The following is a 23,168-nucleotide window of genomic DNA, read 5'->3' on the forward strand; positions in this document are numbered from 1 at the left end:
GATTTGAGACGTCTTAAACTATAGAAATAAGCTTTTAATTATGGATAAAAAAAGTAATTTTCTGCACATAATTTTTAGTAAATAATTATTAGAAAAATCACGAAATAGCTCTTATGAAATTCGTCAACAAATTACTGTTCACTGACTACTGATAATTGTTTTATAAACTCTGTAGGAGAAGTATGTGTGAGTTTTTTAAAAACTCGATTAAAAGTTGCTTTGCTATTAAAACCACAATCTAATGCAATACCTAATAATGAAAGTTGTTTGTGTGTTCCTTTTCGCAATTCATCTTTAAATGCATTTACACGAAATTCATTAATAAAATCGTTGAAATTTTTATCGTAACCTTGATTAATAATTTGAGAAAGTTGCGATCTATGCATTTGTAAATTTGAAGCTAAATCTGATAAATTCAATTCAGAATTTAAATACGGTTTTTCAACCTTCATGTATTCGTCAATCAATTGAATTTCTTCATTGGAAACTGTTTTCTCAACTGTAACTTCTTTTTCTTTTATAGTTTCAGGAGTAAAATCAAATGTTAAATTATTTAATTTTCCAGTGTCTGTAAAATAACCACGAACAGCTACATAAACTGTACTTACTGCTAAAAATAAATTCAACCACCATTGTTGTGTGTAACTTAGTTGAATAAAAGCAATATTAATTACTGTTTGAATGCTTCCGTAGAGAAATAATAAAGAAAAAATTACTAGAAAACTGAGTACCCAATTCAATTCTAATTTATAGGTATTTGAAAAAAACTGATTGATTTTCTTTCGATAATTATAGAATAATTGAAATGTAAAGGCCAAATACAACAACATTACAGCAAAATCTAAAAATACGAGTACGGGTTGAACAATGCGTTCATCAACAGCTATTTTTAAAACTCCGTTTTGTTTATCGTTAAACCCGGGTTGCAATGCATCATAAATATAAATCACTACACGAAAAATCACAAGTAGAGACATTAAAACAAAATGCTTAAAATCTGACCGTTTAAATTTAAAATTTGATTGTGTTATTGATTTCACATAGAAATACAACAACGGGGCTAAAGCTAAACTAATCGGCATTAACCAATAGTTGATTTTTGTGGTTCTATATGTATTATACCATCCCATAAAACCAACAGTGTAGCAAATTTGTTGGTAGCAAACCAACAACAAAATAAGACTGAGAATTAAATACGATGTGTTTCTTTTCTTCAAGTACTTTCCTAATAACAAGCCAGCAAATAACAATCCTTGAAGTACCAATACCAAAAGTGGCGTACTGTATAGATTAAAATCTGGAAATGCGTGAAACGGAATTAACATCATATCCAAATATAGAAAATATGATTTATAACCTTAAAAAAACACGAACAACTTTATTTCTACTTGTTTTATAGTTTGAAACCCTCACGAAGTTTGTGTAAATTAGCTTATCAAGATCTATTTATGAAAAGAGTTATTGTTTTTCTTTTTTTTCTATCGTTACACATCTGTATTCATGGACAGGTAAAAATTGGTGAATTTAAACACACATTAAATACCAACGACCAGAAAAAAATAAAAGGTTCTTTTTCTGTTGTAAACAAAACCAATGGTAATATTGCTACGTTTATAAGCGATAAAAAAAATATTTATGCTTATTTAACGAACGAAGAGTTAAAGGTTGAGCGTCAGTTACAATTCAAAAAGAAAAAGAAATATCGCGGTGTGGTTGGTAAACTATACGATAGTGATAATAAATTCACTTTTATAGTATCTAATACAAGCGTTACAGATTTTGGCATTATTGAATTTGATTTTAAAAAAGACACCGTTACTTTTAATAAAGACAATTTTAATTCTAAAGGATTGACTTTACTTCAAAATATCAATCAAAAAGACAAATCACATTTACTTTTTTTGAAGAAAAATACTTCTAAATTAATTCTTAGAACTTATGCTAACAATAAAGAAGCAATCAATACAACTTTTGATTTAAAACAAGAAAAGCTTTTGATTAGTGAACATAAAGAAACAACACTATCGAATCTACTTTTTAATATTCTTTACAACGATTATACGATCACTAAAATACAGTCTTTTGACTACGCAACTAACAATAATGAAATTGCAAATACAATTCAACCTGTTTCGGTAGAAACTGCTGCAGAATTCACAAAACTTTATAGTGATGAAAATAATATTACAATTGTATTTGATAAGAATAAATTCTATACTCAAATCTTAAACTTAGATTTAACTAAAGGAACTCATACTTTAAAAAAGATAAAAAAGCCTTTATTTTCTGTAGCTGGAAGTAAAAAAATTTCAAATTCATTCTTATACGATGACTTTTTATTTATCGCCAGTGCATCAAGAAAAAATGTAGCGATTGATATTCATAATTTAAAAACAAATCAACTCGTTAAAAAACTAACTTTAGACAATACTAAAGCTATTACGTTTAAAAATACTCCAATAGTAATTAAAGGAAAAACTTATAAAAATCAACCAGATAATAGACTTTCAAAACTGTTCTTTAAAAAGATTTTTTATGGTGATTTAGGTATTGCTGTGGCGAAGCAATCTGAAGATTTTATTATTACACTTGGAGGAAAAAAACCTGCAACACTGCATAATCCTATGATGAGTTTAAAAATGGGAGATAATGTATCTATTTATGCAGTTAATAATTACAGAGGATTTTTAGATCCGCATTCTTATGTATTGAACAGTATTAAAAATCAGAAATCAACTTATATAAAAGGTATTTACGATCGTAATTTTACCCTAATAGATACTAGTATTGAAACCACAGTTTATGAGAAGATCAACGATTTTATAAAGCGTAATAAAAATCAAGAAAACAGTCATGTTTTTGAGTACAATAAAAAGATGATTTATAGTTTTTACAATACAGAATCGAACGTTTACAAGTTTTTGGCATTCTAAAAAAAAGAGTGGTATTTCTACCACCCATAGTAACAAATCAATTTTGAGACTCTAAAGCCCCTAAATCTGGGGAATTATCTCTACTCCTCTGATAAAAAACTGTATTTAAAAATTTAACCACTTTATTTCTTATCTATCACATACTTTTTCATGTGATTAATAGAATTTATTTCATTAAACATTCTGAATTGCAAAACTAATTTCGTCTTACTAAAAAAACCTCCCTGTTTTCAGTGAAATTGAGAATCTTTTCATTGTTTGTAATCTTTTATCTATAACTTAGTCTTATAATTTAAAGTGTTTATGCTGAAGATCGCTCATCACGAAATTTACAATCATCCTTTACCAGATAATCATCGTTTTCCTATGGAGAAATATGATTTAATTCCGCAACAACTTTTGTATGAAGGTACTTGTACTGAAGACAACTTTTTTCAGCCTGAAATTCCTAATAATAAATACTTTTTCACTGTTCATACTCCTGAATATTTTTTTGATTTACTCAATATTACTTTATCAAAAAAAGAAGAACGTAAAATCGGATTTCCATTAAGTGAACAACTTATTGCTAGAGAAATGATTATTGCTGACGGAACAATGAAAGCATCTAAATTTGCTTTACAATATGGCGTTGCCATGAATATTGCTGGAGGAACTCATCATGCATTTACAAATAGTGGTGAAGGTTTTTGTATGTTAAATGATCAAGCAGTTGCAGCGCGTTATCTTCAAAAGAAAGGATTAGCTGAAAAAATTCTTATTGTAGATCTAGATGTGCATCAAGGAAACGGAACAGCTGAAATATTTAAAGATGATACTTCTGTTTACACTTTTTCTATGCACGGAAAAACGAATTATCCTTTTCATAAAGAACAATCTGATTTAGATATTCCATTAGAAAATGAAACTAAAGACGATGAATATCTTTCTACTTTAAAGAAGGTTTTGCCAGAACTTATTGCTCAAGAACAACCCGATTTTATATTTTACCAGTGTGGTGTCGATATTTTAGAAAGTGATAAACTTGGTAAATTAAGTGTGAGTTTAGCTGGATGTAAAGAACGTGATCGTTTTGTTTTGCAAACATGTTACGATCATAAAATTCCTGTAATGTGTAGCATGGGTGGTGGCTATTCTTTAGATATTAAAATTATAGTTGAAGCACATACAAATACCTATCGTTTAGCTCAGGAGATATTTTTTTAATGCAAATAAAAAAACGGCTACAAAAGCCGTTTTAAAATTCATTTTAACTGTCGTAACAAGTATAATATCCATCACTACCTCTTACACAGTAGTCTTTATGCGACCAATATCCCCATCCTTTACCAGAACCTCTACAATCTTCGTAGCACTCTTCTTTAGATGTGTAATATCCTCCTTTAATACTCTGTTGTTCTTGCTTGTTTAATTCTTTGTGCTCAAGGCTTTTTTCAAGTAAAGACTGCCTTAATGATTTTAAGTTCTTCATTACAATTGGTTTTAATTAAGGTTAATAATTTAAATGCAAAATTTAGGAATTATTTGATAAAGTGATAGCTATATCAATGTTAAGAAAACAAAAAAAATGACACCTGATAAATCATTATTTTTTGTGATATTTGAATCCCTAAATTGAAATTATGCAACTTTTATCATACATATCTTCTCAAACTTCTTATTCAGAAAAAAGTATTCAAAATACTGTTGAATTATTAAATGAAGATTGTACTATTCCGTTTATAGCTCGTTATCGAAAAGAGAAAACAGGCAATTTAGATGAAGTAGAAATTGGTGAAATAGTTGCTTTAAAAGAAGCTTTTGAAGCACTTGAAAAAAGAAAAAACACAATTTTAAAAACGTTAGAGGAGCAAGATGTTTTAACTCCAGAGTTAAAAACAAAAGTGTTAAATGCTAAAGATCTTACAACTCTAGAAGATATTTATCTACCTTATAAAAAGAAGCGTAAAACAAAAGCTGAAACTGCTCGTAAAAATGGATTAGAACCTTTGGCAAAAATCATTATGAGTCAGCGTGCTGATGATCTAGATTATGTTGCTTCTAAATACATTAATAATAATGTAGAAAATGAAGATAAAGCATTGGAAGGTGCACGACATATTATTGCTGAATGGATTAATGAACGTACTGATATTCGTAATTTGATTAGACGAGAATTAGAACGTTTTTCTACCATAACTACTAAAGTTGTAAAAACTAAAAAGGACGATGAAGATGCTCAAAAATTCAAAGATTATTTCGATTGGTCTGAAAACTTAAGTAGAATTCCTTCTCATCGTTTATTAGCAATTTTGCGTGGAGAAAAAGCTGGATTTATCCGAGTTAAAATAGAAATCGATGATGATCGTGTATTGGAGAAAGTAGATCGAAAGTTGATTAAAAATAATAATGAATGTGGTGCAGAAATTCAACTGGCAATTGATGATTCTTACAAACGTCTACTATTGCCTTCTTTAACTACTGAAGCAATGAATATAGCAAAAGAAAAGGCTGATGAATCTGCTATTACAGTATTTAAGAAAAATCTTGAACAACTTTTACTTGGCGCTCCATTAGGTGAAAAAAGAATTTTAGCCATCGATCCAGGATTTAGAACAGGATGTAAAGTTGTTTGTTTAAATGAGCAAGGTGATTTATTACATAATACAGCTATTTATCCGAATGCTCCTCAACATAAAACCACTGAGGCAGCCTACACTATTGAACATTTAATTAAAAAATATAATGTAGAAGCGATTTCTATTGGAAACGGAACTGCCTCTAGAGAAACAGAACGTTTCATTAAAAATATTGGTGCAACAAAATCTTTAGAAGTTTTTGTGGTAAATGAAGCTGGTGCATCTATTTATTCAGCATCAAAAATAGCTCGAGATGAATTTCCAAAGGAAGATGTAACCGTGCGTGGAGCTGTTTCTATCGGAAGAAGATTAGCAGATCCTTTAGCTGAATTGGTTAAGATAGATGCAAAATCTATTGGAGTTGGTCAATATCAGCATGATGTAGATCAGAATCAACTTAAAAAATCATTAGATACAGTTGTAGCTCATTGTGTAAATAAAGTTGGAGTCAATATTAACACAGCAAGTGCTTCTTTATTAAGTTATGTTTCTGGAATCGGACCTAAACTTGCGGAAAATATTGTTACTTATAGAAATCAAAATGGCGTTTTTAAAACGAGAAACGATATTAAAAAAGTAGCGCGTTTAGGTGGTAAAGCTTTTGAACAATCTGCTGGTTTTTTACGTATTAAACAAGGAAACAATCCTTTAGATGATTCTAGTGTACATCCAGAGAGTTACGCCTTAATTAAAAATATAGCCAAAGACCTAAAACTAAAAATTGAAGATTTAATTGGTAATACGAAGCAGCTTAAAGAAATTAAACTTAATAACTATGTAACTCCAGATTTTGGTTTACTTACATTAAAAGATATTGTTAAAGAGCTAGAAAAACCTGGTTTAGATCCAAGAGAAAAAGCCAAAGCATTTTCTTTTGATGAAAACGTAAAAACAATTGACGATTTACATATCGGAATGGTTTTACCAGGAATCGTAAATAATATCACCAACTTTGGTTGTTTTGTAGATATTGGAATTAAAGAAAGTGGTTTAATTCATATTTCTAATCTATCGGATACATTTGTAGATGACATCAACAAAATAGTGAGTTTACAACAACAAGTTATGGTTAAAGTGTTAGAAATCGACATTTCTAGAAAACGAATTCAGTTAAGGTTAGAAAAATAACTAGCATATTATTTTCCCTCATCAAAAGAGGTAGATTACTCAATTACGATTTTATAAACTCCTGTCTTCAGGTACTTTTACTAAAAAATCAACGAAATGAAAAATTTAGTAATTGTATTTGTATTGTTCTTAGGTATAAAATCTTTTAGTCAAAAGTTTGAAAAAACAGATGACTATTTTGTAACTGAAGTTAATGAAACAACACGAAAAGAATACTGGGATAAATTTCCTCATGAAGATCAAAATTTGCCTATTTTCTTAAAAGATAAGCACAACAATACTTTGTTAGAAATTTCTGTCAATCTAATGGCTTACGATGAAACTACTGTAGAAGTTTTAAAAATTGATAATTTCAGTACTTTCAATAAAATACTTCGTGTTTCTACAACGCACACCGCATGTTGTTCTAATACAATTTCTTATTATTTATGTATTTCTAAAAATGGAAAAATCACACAATTACCTCAACTTAACAATACACATTGTGACGGTCCTGAACCTTGGGTAGAATATGTTTTTCCTAATCAAAAAGATGGAGAAAAAGATAAAATTCTTGTAGTCGAATCTAACTACAATGTTAAAAAGCAAAACTATACATTAACCACTCAAAAATCATATGCTTTGCAAAATGGTTCATTTGAATTAATTCCTGTAAATACAACTCAGCTTACTTATCACAAATAAATAATTTTACAAAAAGAGTAACACTATGCTTTATTTCAAGTCTTCTTAAAAAACACTTGAAATGCGATCATTACTCTACCTCTTATTATTTTGCTTTACATTAACAGGATTCAGTCAAAAAAACAATCATGTTATTGACAGTTTATTCAACTCACACTTTACAAATGGTACTTTTAACGGTGCTGTACTCGTTGTAAAGAAAAACAATGTGATATATAACAAAGCGTTCGGATATTTAGATAATAGTAAAAGCTCTAGATTATCTGTAGATTCTAAATTTATAATTGGGTCTATCTACAAAGAGTTTCCTGCTGTAGCGATAATGCAATTGGTAGAAAATGATAAACTGACAGTTGATGAAACTATTTATAAAATTCTTCCTGAACTACCAGAATGGGGCACAAAAATAACTGTAAAACACTTATTACAATATTCAAGTGGTTTGCCTAAAGTGAATTGGCGACATTATTTCTCAAATCAAATTATTCCTACTGATGAAAGTTTATTTGAAGACATTAAAAACGTAAGTAAATTAGAATTTACTCCTGGATCAGATTATTTATACACCAACATGAGTCCGGTTTTATTAATGGAAATTGTTGAGCGAATTTCAAAACTATCTTTTCATGAATATTTGAAGAAAAACATACTACAACCTCATCACATTGAAGGTGTAGAAGTCAAGGAACAATTTCCTTTTCAGAATAAGAAAAACATGGCTGTAGCCTTCAATAAAGATTTTAAGGAAGATCCTTATAAAATAGCTGTTAAAAACTTACTTATTTGCTCGAATACAAACGGACTTTATACTTGGTTAAAGAAATTAGATAATTTCGAAATTATTTCTAAAGAATCTATGCTTTTCTTATCTCAAAAAGCAAATAATAACGATCATACACAAGCTCCTTTAGGAAGTTGTTCTTGGAAGAAAAACAACATCGAAATTCATCAACATCATGGATCATCTGGTAATTATGAATGTTTAGTTACAAGAGATAAAACTAAGGATACATTCATTATTCTTTTAACCAATCAAAAAAACAGAAATTTATCGATATTAACTCAAAAAATTAACGAGTTAATTGAATAAAAAACAATGTAAAATTACCGTTAAAAACATTCCTTTTTTAAGGCCTTATAACTAGTTTAAAAGTTGATAATTTCGTAAATTTACAAGACTTATCTTTTAAACATTTCGTTATGGAAAATATAGATGCTGCAAGACTTCAAATGGCATTCACGCTAATTTTTCATATTGTTTTTGCCTGTATCGGAATGGTTATGCCTTTTTTTATGATCGTCTCTCACAAAAAGTGGTTGAATACGGGAAATCCAGTATATTTAAAATTAACTAAAGTATGGCAAAAAGGAGTTGCCATTTTCTTTGTAACAGGTGCAGTTTCGGGTACTGCACTATCCTTTGAATTAGGACTTTTATGGCCCGAATTTATGGAACATGCCGGACCAATTATCGGTATGCCTTTTTCTTTAGAGGGAGCTGCATTCTTTGTTGAAGCGATTGCCCTTGGTTTTTATTTGTATGGATGGGATAAAATCTCTCCAAAATTTCATTGGTTTACAGGAGTTATTGTTGGAATTGCAGGTGTTGCATCTGGAATTCTAGTAGTTTCTGCTAATGGCTGGATGAACGCTCCATCTGGCTTTGATTATGTTGACGGACAGTTTCTAAATATTGATCCTGTTCAAGCATTACTCAATCCGGCTTGGTTTACTCAAGCATTACACATGGTTTTAGCTGCTTTTACAGCAACTGGATTTGCAGTTGCTGGTATTCATGCTTTTCAGATTTTAAAAAACAAACAAACTGAAATTCATAAAAAAGCTTTTAAAATAGCAATTACATTTGGTGCAATTGCTGCGATTTTACAACCGATTAGCGGCGATATTTCTGCGAAAGATGTTGCACAACGTCAACCAGTAAAATTGGCCGCTATGGAAGCGCATTACGAAACATCTAAAGGAGTTCCTTTGTATATCGGTGGAATTGTAGATCAGGAGAAAAAAGAAGTGAAATACAAAATAGAAATTCCGAAAGCTTTGTCTTTTTTAGCTTTTGGTGATTTTGATGCTGAAGTAAAAGGATTAAATGACTTTCCAGAAGATGAAATTCCGAATGTAGCTATTGTACATTATGCATTTCAAATTATGGTTGGTTTGGGCGGACTTTTACTAATGGCTGGTGTTTTCTTCTTCTTTGTAAACAGTAAGAAAAAACAGTGGTTAGATAAAAAACTGTTTTGGAAATTATTTGCTTTTTTAGCTCCTGCAGGATTTATTGCTTTAGAAGCTGGTTGGATTGTTACTGAAGTTGGAAGACAACCTTGGATAATTCATAAAATTATGAGAACTAAAGATGCTGTTACTCCTATGCCTGGAATTCAATACAGTTTTTATCTTTATGTTGTACTCTACTCTATTTTAACCATTACTGTAGCTTGGTTGTTACGCCGACAAATAAAATCATTAAATAACTCACCTAAATTAAGTCTATGATATCTGTAGTTTTATTTTTTTTAGCTTTCTCTCTTTTATTATATGTTTTATTGGGTGGTGCAGATTTTGGTGCTGGTATTATAGAATTATTTTCTTCTGAAGACAATCAGAAAATCACTAAAAAAACTATTTATCGTGTAATGGGACCTGTTTGGGAAGCTAATCATATTTGGATTATTATTCTTATCGTGATTCTTTGGGTAGCTTTCCCTCAATATTATAAAGTAATGGTAACTTCATTACACATTCCAATTACCTTGATGTTATTGGGAATTACTTTACGTGGTGTTGCTTTTATTTTTAGACATTATGATGCTTATGAGGATAAATCTCAACATATTTATAATTGGTTATTTAGAACTTCTAGTTTAATTACTCCAATCTTTTTAGGAATGATTTTCGGCGGAATGATTTCTAGTAAAATTGTATTACCAACAGATACTGTTATACCATCTTTTGCTGAAGCTTATATTACGCCTTGGTTTAATCTTTTTTCTTTTTTAGTTGGTTTATTTTTTGCTAGTCTTTGTGCTTTTTTATCGGCAGTTTTATTAATTGGAGAAGCTGATGAAGAAGGATATCCTATATATGTTAGAAAAACCAAAATCGCAACAATTGTTGTCGTATTACTTGGTTTCTTGACAATCTGTTATGGTTACTTTACGGATACTATTTTTGTACTTGGAATTATTAAAAACCCATTGAGCATTGGTTTAGTTCTATTATCTGCTTTAGGATTAATTCCACTTTGGTATGCTGTAAAAAAAGGAAATAGAATTAGCAGTAGAATTTATGCAGGAATTCAGGTAATTTTGATTATCGCTGTGGCATTAATTCCGCATTTCCCAAACTTGTTATTGATTCAAAATGACAGTAGAAGTCTTCTTGAAAACATAGCTCCTGATGCAGTAATTAATGTATTAGGAATTTCTTTGATTATAGGTGGACTTATTATTGTTCCTGGACTTTTTCATCTACTAAAATCTTTTAAGTTGATTAAGATTTTAGAGAATGATTGATAAAATAAAAAAGCTAACTATTAATAGTTAGCTTTTTTATTATTTCTTATGTAATGGTATTATTTCTTAGATGACGACAACAATCATGAAACATCATCATATCAGAATCTGTATAACATAAATCTTCAATACATTCCTCAGGAAAAGGACCTTCTGGTATATGATCGTAATCAGGACCTCTATATGGAGTTCCTAAACCTCCTTTAATTTGTTTTTGCTCTGATTTTTCTAATTCTAATCCAAGATTTTTAATTTTTGATATCATAGTTTTTAAATTTTCAAAAAATATAAAACAATTTAATTTAAATAGTATTAAAAAAAACTTCGTTAACTATTTATTAACTTATTCCCTCGTCTTAGTATCTAAAACTTTTAACAATGTTGGCATTCTATATTCGCCATGCATTTGTGTTACAGAATTAAAAGCCTCTTTTAAATCCATACCAATAGCAGAAACATATAATGGCTTTTTACTTTCTCCTCTAAACAATTCTTTTGCAAATTTATTTTCTACGTTAAACTGAGACTTCGCAACACCAATTACAGGAATAGTTTTATTTAACTCTTCATATAAATATCCTCCTAAACCTAATTTTCCTTCATTATTAAGAATAGCATAACCATCTACAATGATAAGTTCTACTTGAGTTAAATCAAATTGTTTTAAAAGACTAATAATACATGGCAATTCTCTTTTGTAAAATGAACCTGGTACATATTCTGGAACATCTTCAATAATTTCATCTTTAATATCTGCTGGCTCAGCATCAGCTATTGTATTAAAACTAACACAAACTGTTTTAGCTTTATTATCAAAATAATATGTATCAAAAGCAAGAATCATAGCTATTTATTTAAATTTTCATGTAAAATTAAAAAAAGAAAAGATCAGATGAGACAAATAAAAAAAACCAGTAGTTAAACTACTGGTTTTTCTTCTTTTTCAATTTTCTTTTTTCTTCTAGCAAATTTCCCCTCTACTTATTACCTAACATTAAAATTTCGTTACAAACAACTTCAGTGACATAGCGTTTTTCACCTTCGTTTGTTTCGTAGCTGCGAGATGTTAATTTACCTTCAATCATTACCTCGCTGCCTTTGTCTAAATAACTTTCAATTATATTGGCTGTTTTGTTCCAAGCAACTACAGTGTGCCACTGCGTATCCGTTACTTTTTCCCCTTGTGAATTCTTGTACGTTTCGTTGGTAGCAATAGAAAATTTTGCTAATTTTTTTCCAGAATCTAGATTAATAATTTCTGGTTTGTTTCCTAAGTGACCAATTAACTGTACTCTGTTTTTTAGTGCGTTCATAATATTAATTTATCGTTTAACAGTTAAGACTAAATTTGTTGTTCTAACGAACTGACACTGCAAAGATGCAACCTATTTAGAGTTAGAGTCGGTTGCAAAATAGTTACTTTCGATTGTAAACGTTTGTAGTCGATTACATTCGAATAAAATTGTATATTTGAGCCTTATGGAAAAAAGAACTTGTTTAGAGTGCGATGAAGTACTTAGAGGAAGAGCAGATCAAAAGTTTTGTTCAGATTATTGTAGGAATACGTACAATAATAAAGTAGATAAAGACACTAAAAATTTAATTCGAAACATAAATAATCGATTAAAGAAAAATTATAAAATCTTATCAGAATTAAATACCAAAGGAAAAACAAAAGTAACGAGAACAAAATTATACGATAAAGGATTCGACTTTAAACTTTTTACTTCTTTATATCAAACAAAAACAGGTAATACATATTTCTATATTTATAATCAAGGATATTTAGAGTTAGAAAATGAATTGTATTTACTTGTTAAACTAGATGATTAAAAAACAACTGTAACGTTTTATTACTTTTTACATCTAATACTTAAAAACTAGCTATGTATTTCTTTTTAATCTTTATACCAATAATTATAACCGTATTTTTTCTAATTTACTATTACAGCAGTAAAGAAGTATTAATTCGAAAGTTTAAGCAGATACCTAACTCATCTGTGAATAATTTGAGGACAAATCAATTGACTAAAATTACTGGTAAGGCTTCTCCTATTAAAGAACCTTTAATCGCTCCTTTTAGCAAGCGCAAATGTGTATTTTATAGAATTAAAATAGAACAGAAAAAACATAATGGGAATACTCCTACTTGGGTTACAGTAGCCAAAGAAGAAAAAATTGAACCTTTCTTTTTAAACAAAAATGGTGAATTCGTAATGGTTCAACCTTCTCAGGACTTAAAAAATTTTAAAGCTCATTTGGTGGTAGACAAAAAACATTCTACTAATACTTTTAATGGTGCATCACCAGAATTTCAAAAACTATTAGATAGATATAATATTAAAAGTAAAGCCTTTTTAGGCTTTAATAAGTCTTTACGATATAGTGAAGCAATTGTTGCTGTTGGAGAAGAAATAACTGTTGCTGGAATTGGAAAATGGAAGGACATGCAAGAACCTGTCGAAGGTTATGCCTATTCTAAAATAGCAGCTTTAGAAAGCGCTGAAAAACAAAAGTTATTAATAACCGACTTGCCAAAAGAGAAACTAAACACAAGGAGATAAATTTATTTCCAAGAATTACCTTTCATCTGTAAAGCAGCTTTTAAAATATCTTTCTGACTTATTTGTCCGACTAGTTTTCCGTTCTCTAAAATTGGAAATCTCCTACGTTTTGATTTTAAAAACTGATTCGCGGCATCGAAAATATTCATATTTCCATCTATGGTTTCTACTTCTCTAACCATGGCTTTTTCAACAGTATTATCTTTGTCTACTGGTAAATTATAATATCTACTTTCTGAGATGTGTTTAATGCAATCTCCTTCGGAAATAATACCTATTAATTCATTCTGATCATTCACTACCGGACCACCAGAAATTCTGTTCTTTACCAAGGTTTCTATCACATCTTCTAAAGACTGACTTTTTGAAAATGTAATTAAGTTTTTTGTCATATAATCTGACACTAAAATTGGCTCAACTTCTTTTTTTAAAACTGTTGTTCTTCTGCCTTGAAAACTCTTAATCCCCATAATTCATTGATTTGTAATATTTTAAATATAGTGATTTTCAATTACTTATAAAAATTGATTTATCTTTCTTAATCTTATATATTTATAAAACCTTAAAAACTAGCCATGCGAACTTCAACTAAACTCTTCCCGCTACTAATTGTTATCGCTACTGTTTATTGGAGCTTTTCAGATATGATTCCGAAGTATTCTGAAAGTAAAAAAGAGCCGAAAATTGGTGATTATTCTACTGAAAATGCATTTCAACATTTAAAAAATATTAGTAAAAAACCACATCACGTAGGAAGAAAAGCACATAAGGAAGTTCAAAATTATCTGGTTAATGAATTAAAAAAAATTGGTTTAAATCCAGAAATTCAAACCAAAACGGTTTTTAATGAAAAATGGAATGCAGGAACAACTATAGAAAATATTATTGCTAAAGTTGATGGAATTTCAAACGGTAAATCTTTAGTTTTATTAAGTCATTACGATAGTAGTCCGCATTCTTCTTTAGGAGCTTCTGATGCTGGTTCTGGGGTAGTAACAATTCTTGAAGGAATAAGAACTTTTTTAGCTAAAAATGAAAAACCTCTTAATGATATTATTGTTGTTTTTTCTGATGCTGAAGAACTAGGTTTATTAGGTGCAAAAGCATTTGTAAATCATCATCCTTTGGCTAAAAACATAGGATTAGTTTTAAATTTTGAAGCAAGAGGAAGCGGCGGTCCGAGTTATATGCTAATGGAAACCAATGGGAAAAACAGCAAATTAATTAAAGGCTTTTTAAAAGCTAATCCGAAATATCCTGCTGCAAATTCTTTAATGTATAGTGTATATAAGATGCTACCTAACGATACAGATTTAACTGTATTTAGAGAAGATGGAAACATTAATGGTTTCAATTTTGCTTTTATTGGTGATCATTTCGATTATCATACAGAACAAGATACTTTTGAGAGATTAGATAAAAGAACATTAGTGCATCAACAAGAATATTTAATGAGTTTGCTTACCTATTTTTCTAAAGCTGATTTATCAAGTTTCGAAAGTGATGAAGATTATGTTTATGTCAATTTCCCTTTCATTGGTTTATTAATTTATCCTTTTACCTGGATTCTTCCTTTATTAATTCTTTCCATAATTTTACTATGCGCTGTAATTACTATCGGAATTAAAAAAAGACGATTAACGATAAAAGGAATTGCAAAAGGTTTCATTCCTTTTTTAATTGCCATTGTTGCTTCTGCAGGAGTTGCTATAGGTTTATGGAAATTAATTGTGATTATTCATCCACATTATCAAGATATACTTCACGGATTTACCTATAATGGTTATCAATATATTGCTGCTTTTACATTTTTAACATTATGGATTGTTTTCAAAGTATATAATCTCTTTAAAAATACTAATCCGTTAGACGCTTTAATAGCTCCGATATTTATATGGATCATAATCAATATCCTACTATATAAATATCTACAAGGTGGTGCCTTTATGATTATTCCAGTAATTATAGCACTTATCGGATTGACTATTTTGATTTTCAGAAAAAAAAGAGCTCCGAAATCTACATTGTTTGCATTGCTATCAATTCCTTCGATTTACATTTTTGCTCCTTTAATTAAAATGTTTCCAGTTGGATTAGGTTTGAAAAGTTTATTTATTTCTACTCTTTTTATAACGCTTTTAGCCGGATTATTAATTCCAGTTTTTCAAGAACATAAAAAGAAAAATCTGTGGCAATATGCTTTTGGGTTTTTAGCAATTTTATTTTTCATAGCAGCTACTTTTAATAGTAGCTTTTCAGAAGAAAATAAACGTCCAAATAGTTTAGTTTATGTACAGAATTCAGCAGATTCTACTGCCTATTGGGGTACGTATAACAAGACTTTAGATACTTATACAAAACAAATTTTTGATTCAAATTATGAAGCTGGAGGAATTTCTAATGCAGAAACAAAAAGTAAATATAACACACGTTTCAATTTTTATAAAAAGGCAGATTTCAAGAATATTTCAACTTCAGAAATTATTATTCAGTTAGATACCATTATTGGTAATGAGCGACATGTGAAATTCAAATTAACTCCAAATCGTGACATCAGTAAATATGAAATTTTCAACAATAGTAAACTCTCGTTAAACTGTTTACAGGCTAATTCTGCAATTGTAATTAACAAAGAAATAGAATTACGAAAGGGGAATTTACTTGTATATCATATGGGTAATTCTGATGAAGATTTATCTATTAACCTTACTTTTAATAAAGATCAAAAACCTGATTTTACAATTAATGAAACTTCTAATGATTTATTAGAGAATCCTATTTTTAATATCGAACCAAGAACAAAAAAAATGATTCCAATGCCTTTTGTAACTAATGATGCGATAATTTGCACTAGAAATTTTAGTTTTTAACAAAAACACCATACAAATTAGAAATCATAAATCAGTTTATTAGTTATCTTTGCGCCCATGGAAATACCTTTTTTATTTATCGGAGGACCTGAGATTTTTGTTATCATGATTATTGTTGTGGTCGTTTTTGGTGCAGACAAAATTCCTGAAATCGCTAGAGGTTTAGGAAAAGGAATTCGCCAAGTAAAAGACGCTACCAACGATATTAAAAGAGAAATCAATGAAAGTGCTCAAAAACAAGGTATCGATACAGAAGTAGTTTCTGATATCAATAAAGAAGTTAATGAAGTTAAAGACAATTTAGATGATTTAACTGGTCCTATAAAAAGGAATATGTAATTATTATTTAACTCTACTTATAGTTAATCCGTCTCGTATTGGTAATAACACAGTTTCTACTCTTTCATCAGTAGCTAATAAACTGTTATATTCTAAAAGCATTTTAGTATCAATATCTTTCGGATTTAATTCTTCTACCACCTTTCCACTCCAAAGTACGTTATCAGATAAAATAATTCCTCCTTTATTCATCTTGTTAATGATAAGATTGAAATAATTTGGATAATTTGATTTATCTGCATCGATAAAAACTAAATCGAACTTTTCATCTATTGTAGGAATAATGTCAATTGCATTTCCAATAAATTGTTTGATTTGATTACTGTATTCAGATTTTTCAAAATACTTTACTTGTAATTCTTCTAACTCTTCATTTTTATCGATTGTGTACAACACTCCATCTTCTTTTAAACCTTCGGCTAAACACAATGCAGAATAACCTGTATAAGTTCCGATCTCTAAAATATTTTTAGGAGCGATTAATTTAGAAATCATCGATAAAACTCGACCTTGAAATGCACCACTTAACATTCTCGGATTTAAAACTTTTTGCCAAGTTTCTCTACTTAACTCTTGAAGTAACTGAGGTTCTTTTTGAGAATGTTCAACAACGTAATCGTCTATTTTCTGTGGTAAAAAGTGCATGAATATTTTTTGGCAAAAATATAAAAAACGGAATTCACATTGGTGTAAATTCCGTTCAATCTAACAAAAAATCAAAAAACGGTTTATTAAAAACCGAAATCTTTAAGAAGACATTTGCTCCTTTAATTTTTCCTTTAGTAATTCCTTATCATTTTCAGTCATACAGTGAACTTCTCCTTTGCAGTCCATTGCTTTTCCTTTAAAAATGTCCGTCAACGTCACATTTTGTTTTGTGTACTTTGCACATTTTTTACAAAATGCTATATGTAACTGAAGCTTTACCCTCTCAAAGAAAGTAGACTCATTATACTGAGATTTGTTACAAATCTCATTAGCTTCTTTGCATGTGATTTTTAAAAATTTAAACATCTTTTTATTTATTAAACCAATTTTTCTCCATACAACTTCTCAACTGTGTTCTCGCTCTATGGATTATTACCCATAAGTTGGACGGAGTAATATCTAGCTCCTTACAAATTTCTTCAGTTTCAAATTCTTGTATAGTTTTCATTCTAAAAACTATAGCATATTTTTCAGGAAGATTATCGATACAACGATCAATTTGCGTCTTTAATTCTTCGTTCTCTATATTCTTTTCTGCTTCGCTGCTCCACGATTGTGGTACGCGTTCTTCAATCCAGTTTCCTTCATTTTCGCCATCTTCATAAAAGCTCATACGCACTTCTGCCTGTCCTTTCTTAGAGTTGATTTTTCTATAGTAATCTATAATCTTTCTCTTCAAAATAGAAATTAACCAAGTACGCTCGGTAGACTTACCTTCGAAATTTTTAGCTGAACGTAATCCTGCAAAAAAAGTTTCTTGAACCAAGTCTTTAGCTGTATCGCTACTATTTACTCTAACTACTGCATAATTATATAAATAATCTGAGTAGCTATCTATCCATTTATCTGGATTTAAGGTATGCATGTTACTTACTTTATCCACGGGGTTAAATATACATTAATTTTTCTCTCCAGTTACTTTGCAATTTTCTCTTCTCCTCATATCCACTAAATATATTATTTCCCAAGTTCCGTTGTTGTTGAACAGTTGAAATGAGTTCGCTCCACAATGACTAAAATTTCCATTATAATAGAACTCATAAGGTGTCCAAACAGAAGCTAAATTTCCATCAACTTTTATGGTGTAGGATAATAGTTTTTCAAAATACGTGTCAGAAGCTTTCTTACTAGCTATCGTTTTTAATAGTTTTTCTCTGGTTTCACTTACCAAAATATTCTTTCCTGTTTTGTTTGTAAAAGTCGTTTGAATTTTTATCTCTTTATGTAAAGTTTTACGCACCAAACTTGAGTCACCTTTATGTAGCCCGTCAAAAAAAAGCGATATCATTTCTTTAATTTTCTGGTCTTCAGAACTTTCTTGAGAAAAAACAGTGAATGAAATAAATGTAAAAACAATTAGAAAAGAAAACTTATACATGTTCGTATTTTATGTAAAACTAACAAAAAAGAAACTATCAAAATCAAATTAACACAATATTAACGAGTTTGCGGTATTTTGTATATTTTTACTCCATATTTATAACAAATCACACATGTCTGTAGCTAAAAAACAATATAAGAGAATCACGGTGAAGTCGTTGATTGAAATGAAAAGTAACAATGAAAAAATTTCAATGTTAACTGCCTACGATTATACAATGGCAAAAATAGTTGATGGTGCTGGAATTGATGTTATTTTAGTTGGAGATTCTGCATCTAATGTAATGGCAGGACACGAAACTACTTTACCGATTACTTTAGATCAAATGATTTATCATGCTAGTTCTGTAATTCGTGCTATAGATCGTTGTTTAGTAGTGGTTGATTTACCTTTCGGAACATACCAAGGAAACTCTAAACATGCATTAGATTCTGCTATTAGAATTATGAAAGAAACTGGCGGACACGCTGTGAAACTTGAAGGTGGTAGTGAAATTTCTGAATCTATTTCTAGAATTTTAACTGCTGGTATTCCTGTAATGGGACATTTAGGTTTAACTCCGCAATCTATTTATAAATTCGGAACTTATACTGTTAGAGCTAAAGAAGAAGCTGAGGCTAAAAAATTAAAAGAAGACGCTAAATTACTAGAAGAATTAGGTTGTTTTGCTTTAGTTTTAGAGAAAGTTCCTGCAAAATTAGCTCAAGAAGTTGCTGAAAGTTTATCTATTCCTGTAATTGGAATTGGTGCTGGAAGTGGTGTAGACGGACAAGTACTTGTAATGCACGATATGTTAGGAATGACTCATGAATTTAATCCTCGTTTTTTACGTAGATATTTAGATTTACATACAGAAATGACCAATGCTTTTAAACAATACATTAGCGATGTTAAAAGTCTGGATTTCCCTAACGAAAACGAGCAGTATTAATTTATGGCAAATAAGAATTATCCAGATATTCCTACACGAATAAAAGCTGTTACTATAGACACTATTGTTTTAGTAGTTTTTTTGTTAGGAGCGTCAGATGTTTTTTCTAATCAAGAAAACCCTGAAATTCTTTATAAAATAATCACTTTTATCTCTATTTTTTTGCTTTACGATCCTGTAATGGTTTCACTATTTGGTGCTACGATCGGTCATCGTTTTTGTAAAATAGAAGTACAAGATGAAAGTAGTGGAAAGAAAATCAATTTTATTAAAGCTCTAATACGTTTTGTTACTAAAGCTTTTTTAGGATGGTTTTCTCTTTTATCTATAGCTAATAGCCCTAAAAAACAAGCAATACATGATTCAATAGTTAATTCTGTTGTTGTAACCTTTGACTAGACTTTTTAAATGAAAATACTCCATTTAGATACCAATCACGATTTAATGATTCAACAGTTAACCGAATTAGGTTACGAAAATCATGAAGATTATACTTCTTCTAAAGAAGAAATCGAAGTTAAAATTCATAATTACGATGGTTTTATAATTCGAAGTCGTTTTACTATTGACAAACAATTTTTAGATAAAGCAACAAATCTAAAATTCATTGGTCGTGTTGGAGCTGGATTAGAAAATATTGATTGTGATTATGCCATTTCAAAAGGTATTCAACTTATTTCTGCTCCTGAAGGAAATCGAAATGCTGTAGGTGAACATGCATTAGGAATGCTTTTATCTTTATTCAACAAACTAAATAAAGCCGATCAAGAAGTACGTTCAGGAAAATGGCTTCGTGAAGAAAATAGAGGAATAGAACTCGACGGTAAAACAGTTGGACTTATTGGTTATGGTAACATGGGAAATGCTTTTGCTAAAAAACTTCGTGGTTTTGATGTTGAGGTACTTTGTTACGATATTAAGGATGGACTTGGTAATGAAAATTGTAAACAAGTTTCTTTACAAGAACTTCAAGAAAAAGCTGATGTATTAAGTTTACATACACCACAAACAGAATTGACCATCAATATGGTTAATGAAGAGTTCATTAATAACTTTAAAAAACCGTTCTGGTTAATTAATACTGCTAGAGGAAAATCTGTAGTTACCAAAGATTTAGTTTCCGCTTTAGAAAGTGGTAAAATTTTAGGTGCTGGTTTAGATGTATTAGAATACGAAAAAAAATCTTTTGAAAACTTATTTACTGAAAGTAATATTCCTGAAGCTTTTCAATATATTATAAATTCTGAAAAAGTATTACTCTCTCCACATGTTGCGGGTTGGACAGTAGAAAGCAAAATAAAATTGGCGCAAACTATTGTAGATAAGATAAAAAAGTATCATTCTTAAACTTCAACTTTTAATATCTTAAAACAGTTATTCTCAAAATAACTGAATACAACTTTAGCAATAAGTTGTGATTTTTTGACCCCCTAAATTAACACAGTTATTAACCTAGGTTATTAATTCTTAATTATTTAATGAAGCTAAACAATAATTAGCTTCTACCTCCGTATACCAATATATCAATTTAAAACCTCAAATTTTTAAAAATGAAAACCCCTAAATTAATTTTAGCTACAGCAATAGCTTTGCTTAGCTTCAAAGTCTATGCGCAACCTGCGCCACCAACTGGAAAAAAGTGGAAAAAAATCGAATCTCTATCCGATGAATTCAACAACGGATTTAATACTGGTAAATGGGCAAAAAACATTCCTGGTTGGGAAGGAAGAAAACCAGCTCGATTTGAAACAGCTAATGTTTCTGTTTCTGGTGGAAATTTAAAATTGGTTGCCAAAACAAAAGCCAATCCTTTTTCTGGATGGACACATGAAGGCGCTGCTGTTAGAAGTGTAAATAAAGCTCCGTATGGCTACTACGAAACTCGTATGAAAGCTAACAAAACTTTTATGTCTTCTACATTTTGGTTAATTAATGAGTCAAATTCTGCAACAAGCACTTGTGATAGAAGAGTAACAGAACTTGACGTTGTAGAAGTTGTTGGAATTGACACTAGAAATCCGAATGGAAGTTTCCCTAACACTATGAATTCAAATTCGCACAGTAGACAACCTTGGTGTCCGAATCCTCCAGGTGGACAAACAAGTAATTGTCCATGGCCTGTAGGATGTAATTATACAAGAGGAACTAAAGGAAACAAAGCTAAAATCGGTGCTCCTTCTTGGAAAGATTACCATACTTATGGCGTTTGGTATAGAAACAAAGATCAAGCTACTTTCTATTTAGATGGAAAAGATGTTGGTACAGTAAATTTACCTTCAGATTTTAATTTGAACATGTTTTTACGTTTTGTTGTTGAAACATACGATTGGAACCCTGCTAAACCTGGAAGTGACGGAATGAACAGACCTTTATCTGAAAGAACTACATATTACGACTGGGTAAGATCTTACGAACTTGTTGATGACAATAGTCCAATTACTGATAAAGTTAGCTTTAAAAATCCTCAAACAAATGTTACTTCTCAGAAAAACTACACTTTCAATATTAATTACGAAGCAAATGCTTCAAGAGATGTTGTTGTAGAATTTTGGTCAGCAACGAAATGGTTAGGTAGTGAAAAGAAAACTGTAGCGAAAGGAAAAGGTACAACGAACATCACTATAACTTTACCAGAAGCTCCAACACCAGGAAATAGTTACATTTATAAAACTCACGTTAGACCTGTAGGAACAACTTGGAGAGAAGCTCTAGACAGAAAACAAATTAACAATGTAACTGTTTTACCTGCTCAACTTATTGCTAACGGAACCTATTTTTTAACCTCTACAATTTCTAATCAGAGGTTATTATCTAGAGGAGCTGAAAATCATAGCGCTCGTATGCACGATCCTGGGAATTGGAACGATCAAAAATGGGAATTTAAACATCTTGGAAACAACACATACACAATAAAAAACACAGGAAATAATCGATATTTAGAAGTTTCTAACAACGGATGTTTTAACGGAAAAGATGTGAATACAACCAATCAAGCTTCTTTAGATCATCAAAAATGGACTATCATTAGAAACACAAACAATTTCTACAGTTTAAAACCTAATCATTGTTTGAGCTCTGCTTTAGATATTGCTGCTGGAGCTATAAATGCAAATGTTCAAATTTGGGATCATAGTACAACAAATAATAATCAGAAGTGGAAAATTTCACCCACTACATCAAACAGAAATGTATCAGCAACTATTACTCTAGCTGAAGAAACTTCTAATATTAAAATTTATCCAAACCCAACAACTGATAAAATCACAGTGAATGGAATTCTTAAAAATGATATTATACGATTGTATGATGTAAATGGAAAAGAGTTACTTCAGAAAAAAGCAAATAGTAATACAACTATTTTAAACACTAAAGCACTAGCTAAAGGTTTATACTTTATTTCTGTATCTGAAAGATATAAATCTCAAATAATTAAAAAATAATACTAAAAAAAGGTCGTTTTAATAACGACCTTTTTAAAT

General features: G+C 29.9%; 24 protein-coding genes. 15 read left to right on the top strand and 9 right to left on the bottom strand.

All coding sequences use genetic code 11. From position 1 onward, the window contains the following. Positions 1-131: 131 nt before the first annotated feature. Positions 132-1,328, bottom strand: a complete 1,197-nt coding sequence (locus tag Q1A15_RS01865; protein WP_299617872.1) for a helix-turn-helix domain-containing protein — start codon at positions 1,326-1,328, stop codon at positions 132-134. Between the two features lie 120 nt (positions 1,329-1,448). On the opposite strand from Q1A15_RS01865, the gene Q1A15_RS01870 reads away from it, so the two are divergent. Together Q1A15_RS01870 and Q1A15_RS01875 are read left to right on the top strand one after the other, a co-directional pair. Continuing rightward, positions 1,449-2,933 (top strand): hypothetical protein, encoded by a 1,485-nt coding sequence (locus Q1A15_RS01870; RefSeq protein ID WP_299617875.1) that lies wholly within the window; start codon positions 1,449-1,451, stop codon positions 2,931-2,933. Between the two features lie 303 nt (positions 2,934-3,236). Continuing rightward, a complete protein-coding gene (locus tag Q1A15_RS01875) occupies positions 3,237-4,139 on the top strand; it encodes a histone deacetylase (RefSeq protein ID WP_299617879.1) in 903 nt (300 codons plus the stop codon). 43 nt (positions 4,140-4,182) lie between these two features. Here Q1A15_RS01875 and Q1A15_RS01880 read toward each other — a convergent pair whose 3' ends face one another. After that, positions 4,183-4,404: a hypothetical protein gene (locus Q1A15_RS01880; RefSeq protein ID WP_299617882.1), complete on the bottom strand. Its 222-nt coding sequence runs from the start codon at positions 4,402-4,404 to the stop codon at positions 4,183-4,185. 151 nt (positions 4,405-4,555) lie between these two features. On the opposite strand from Q1A15_RS01880, the gene Q1A15_RS01885 reads away from it, so the two are divergent. From Q1A15_RS01885 to Q1A15_RS01905, 5 genes are all read left to right on the top strand, one after another. After that, a complete protein-coding gene (locus tag Q1A15_RS01885; RefSeq protein WP_299617885.1) occupies positions 4,556-6,679 on the top strand; it encodes a Tex family protein in 2,124 nt (707 codons plus the stop codon). Positions 6,680-6,775: 96 nt separating this feature from the next. After that, positions 6,776-7,363 carry a hypothetical protein gene (locus Q1A15_RS01890; RefSeq protein ID WP_299617888.1) on the top strand — a complete coding sequence of 196 codons (588 nt, stop codon included), beginning with the start codon at positions 6,776-6,778 and terminating at the stop codon, positions 7,361-7,363. A 61-nt stretch (positions 7,364-7,424) separates the two neighbouring features. Beyond that, positions 7,425-8,453, top strand: a complete 1,029-nt coding sequence (locus Q1A15_RS01895; RefSeq protein WP_299617891.1) for a serine hydrolase domain-containing protein — start codon at positions 7,425-7,427, stop codon at positions 8,451-8,453. 110 nt (positions 8,454-8,563) lie between these two features. Further along, positions 8,564-9,877: a cytochrome ubiquinol oxidase subunit I gene (locus Q1A15_RS01900; protein WP_299617894.1), complete on the top strand. Its 1,314-nt coding sequence runs from the start codon at positions 8,564-8,566 to the stop codon at positions 9,875-9,877. Next, positions 9,874-10,896, top strand: coding sequence for a cytochrome d ubiquinol oxidase subunit II (locus tag Q1A15_RS01905; RefSeq protein ID WP_299617897.1), 1,023 nt, complete (start codon positions 9,874-9,876; stop codon positions 10,894-10,896). The genes Q1A15_RS01900 and Q1A15_RS01905 overlap by 4 nt, the downstream gene beginning before the upstream one ends. Before the next feature lie 46 nt (positions 10,897-10,942). On the opposite strand, the gene Q1A15_RS01910 is transcribed toward Q1A15_RS01905, so the two are convergent. The 3 genes from Q1A15_RS01910 to ssb form a co-directional block, all read right to left on the bottom strand. Next, positions 10,943-11,161 carry a hypothetical protein gene (locus Q1A15_RS01910; RefSeq protein WP_299617900.1) on the bottom strand — a complete coding sequence of 73 codons (219 nt, stop codon included), beginning with the start codon at positions 11,159-11,161 and terminating at the stop codon, positions 10,943-10,945. A 78-nt stretch (positions 11,162-11,239) separates the two neighbouring features. Continuing rightward, complete coding sequence (locus Q1A15_RS01915; protein ID WP_299617903.1) at positions 11,240-11,740, bottom strand: endonuclease V; 501 nt, start codon at positions 11,738-11,740, stop codon at positions 11,240-11,242. Positions 11,741-11,873: 133 nt separating this feature from the next. After that, complete coding sequence (ssb, locus tag Q1A15_RS01920; RefSeq protein ID WP_299617906.1) at positions 11,874-12,209, bottom strand: single-stranded DNA-binding protein; 336 nt, start codon at positions 12,207-12,209, stop codon at positions 11,874-11,876. Between the two features lie 166 nt (positions 12,210-12,375). Here ssb and Q1A15_RS01925 point away from each other — a divergent pair, with 166 nt between their 5' ends. Both Q1A15_RS01925 and Q1A15_RS01930 read left to right on the top strand, forming a co-directional pair. Continuing rightward, positions 12,376-12,729 carry a hypothetical protein gene (locus Q1A15_RS01925; protein ID WP_299617909.1) on the top strand — a complete coding sequence of 118 codons (354 nt, stop codon included), beginning with the start codon at positions 12,376-12,378 and terminating at the stop codon, positions 12,727-12,729. 191 nt (positions 12,730-12,920) lie between these two features. Further along, positions 12,921-13,460 carry a hypothetical protein gene (locus tag Q1A15_RS01930; protein WP_299617912.1) on the top strand — a complete coding sequence of 180 codons (540 nt, stop codon included), beginning with the start codon at positions 12,921-12,923 and terminating at the stop codon, positions 13,458-13,460. Positions 13,461-13,462: 2 nt separating this feature from the next. On the opposite strand, the gene Q1A15_RS01935 is transcribed toward Q1A15_RS01930, so the two are convergent. Further along, the gene (locus Q1A15_RS01935; RefSeq protein WP_299617914.1) at positions 13,463-13,930 is read right to left on the bottom strand and encodes a CBS domain-containing protein; all 468 of its coding nucleotides are present in this window, start codon (positions 13,928-13,930) and stop codon (positions 13,463-13,465) included. A gap of 105 nt (positions 13,931-14,035) precedes the next feature. Between Q1A15_RS01935 and Q1A15_RS01940 the strand changes: the two genes are divergently transcribed. Then, positions 14,036-16,330, top strand: a complete 2,295-nt coding sequence (locus Q1A15_RS01940; protein WP_299617917.1) for a M28 family peptidase — start codon at positions 14,036-14,038, stop codon at positions 16,328-16,330. 57 nt (positions 16,331-16,387) lie between these two features. Further along, positions 16,388-16,669 carry a twin-arginine translocase TatA/TatE family subunit gene (locus Q1A15_RS01945; protein WP_299617920.1) on the top strand — a complete coding sequence of 94 codons (282 nt, stop codon included), beginning with the start codon at positions 16,388-16,390 and terminating at the stop codon, positions 16,667-16,669. A gap of 3 nt (positions 16,670-16,672) precedes the next feature. Here the strand turns inward: Q1A15_RS01945 and Q1A15_RS01950 are convergent, their stop codons facing one another. From Q1A15_RS01950 to Q1A15_RS01960, 3 genes are all read right to left on the bottom strand, one after another. After that, the gene (locus Q1A15_RS01950) at positions 16,673-17,314 is read right to left on the bottom strand and encodes an O-methyltransferase (RefSeq protein ID WP_299617923.1); all 642 of its coding nucleotides are present in this window, start codon (positions 17,312-17,314) and stop codon (positions 16,673-16,675) included. A 373-nt stretch (positions 17,315-17,687) separates the two neighbouring features. Beyond that, complete coding sequence (locus tag Q1A15_RS01955; protein ID WP_299617926.1) at positions 17,688-18,242, bottom strand: sigma-70 family RNA polymerase sigma factor; 555 nt, start codon at positions 18,240-18,242, stop codon at positions 17,688-17,690. A gap of 33 nt (positions 18,243-18,275) precedes the next feature. Beyond that, positions 18,276-18,755, bottom strand: a complete 480-nt coding sequence (locus Q1A15_RS01960; RefSeq protein ID WP_299617929.1) for a nuclear transport factor 2 family protein — start codon at positions 18,753-18,755, stop codon at positions 18,276-18,278. Positions 18,756-18,870: 115 nt separating this feature from the next. Between Q1A15_RS01960 and panB the strand changes: the two genes are divergently transcribed. The 4 genes from panB to Q1A15_RS01980 all read left to right on the top strand — a co-directional run bounded on the left by panB (position 18,871) and on the right by Q1A15_RS01980 (position 23,129). Further along, positions 18,871-19,689, top strand: coding sequence for a 3-methyl-2-oxobutanoate hydroxymethyltransferase (gene panB, locus Q1A15_RS01965; RefSeq protein WP_299617931.1), 819 nt, complete (start codon positions 18,871-18,873; stop codon positions 19,687-19,689). 3 nt (positions 19,690-19,692) lie between these two features. Then, positions 19,693-20,088 (top strand): RDD family protein, encoded by a 396-nt coding sequence (locus Q1A15_RS01970; RefSeq protein ID WP_299617934.1) that lies wholly within the window; start codon positions 19,693-19,695, stop codon positions 20,086-20,088. Between the two features lie 9 nt (positions 20,089-20,097). Next, positions 20,098-21,036, top strand: coding sequence for a 2-hydroxyacid dehydrogenase (locus tag Q1A15_RS01975; protein WP_299617937.1), 939 nt, complete (start codon positions 20,098-20,100; stop codon positions 21,034-21,036). 203 nt (positions 21,037-21,239) lie between these two features. Continuing rightward, positions 21,240-23,129: an RICIN domain-containing protein gene (locus Q1A15_RS01980; RefSeq protein ID WP_299617940.1), complete on the top strand. Its 1,890-nt coding sequence runs from the start codon at positions 21,240-21,242 to the stop codon at positions 23,127-23,129. Positions 23,130-23,168 lie beyond the last annotated feature (39 nt).

The sequence above is a fragment of the uncultured Tenacibaculum sp. genome, from assembly GCF_947495995.1.
GTDB lineage: Bacteria > Bacteroidota > Bacteroidia > Flavobacteriales > Flavobacteriaceae > Polaribacter.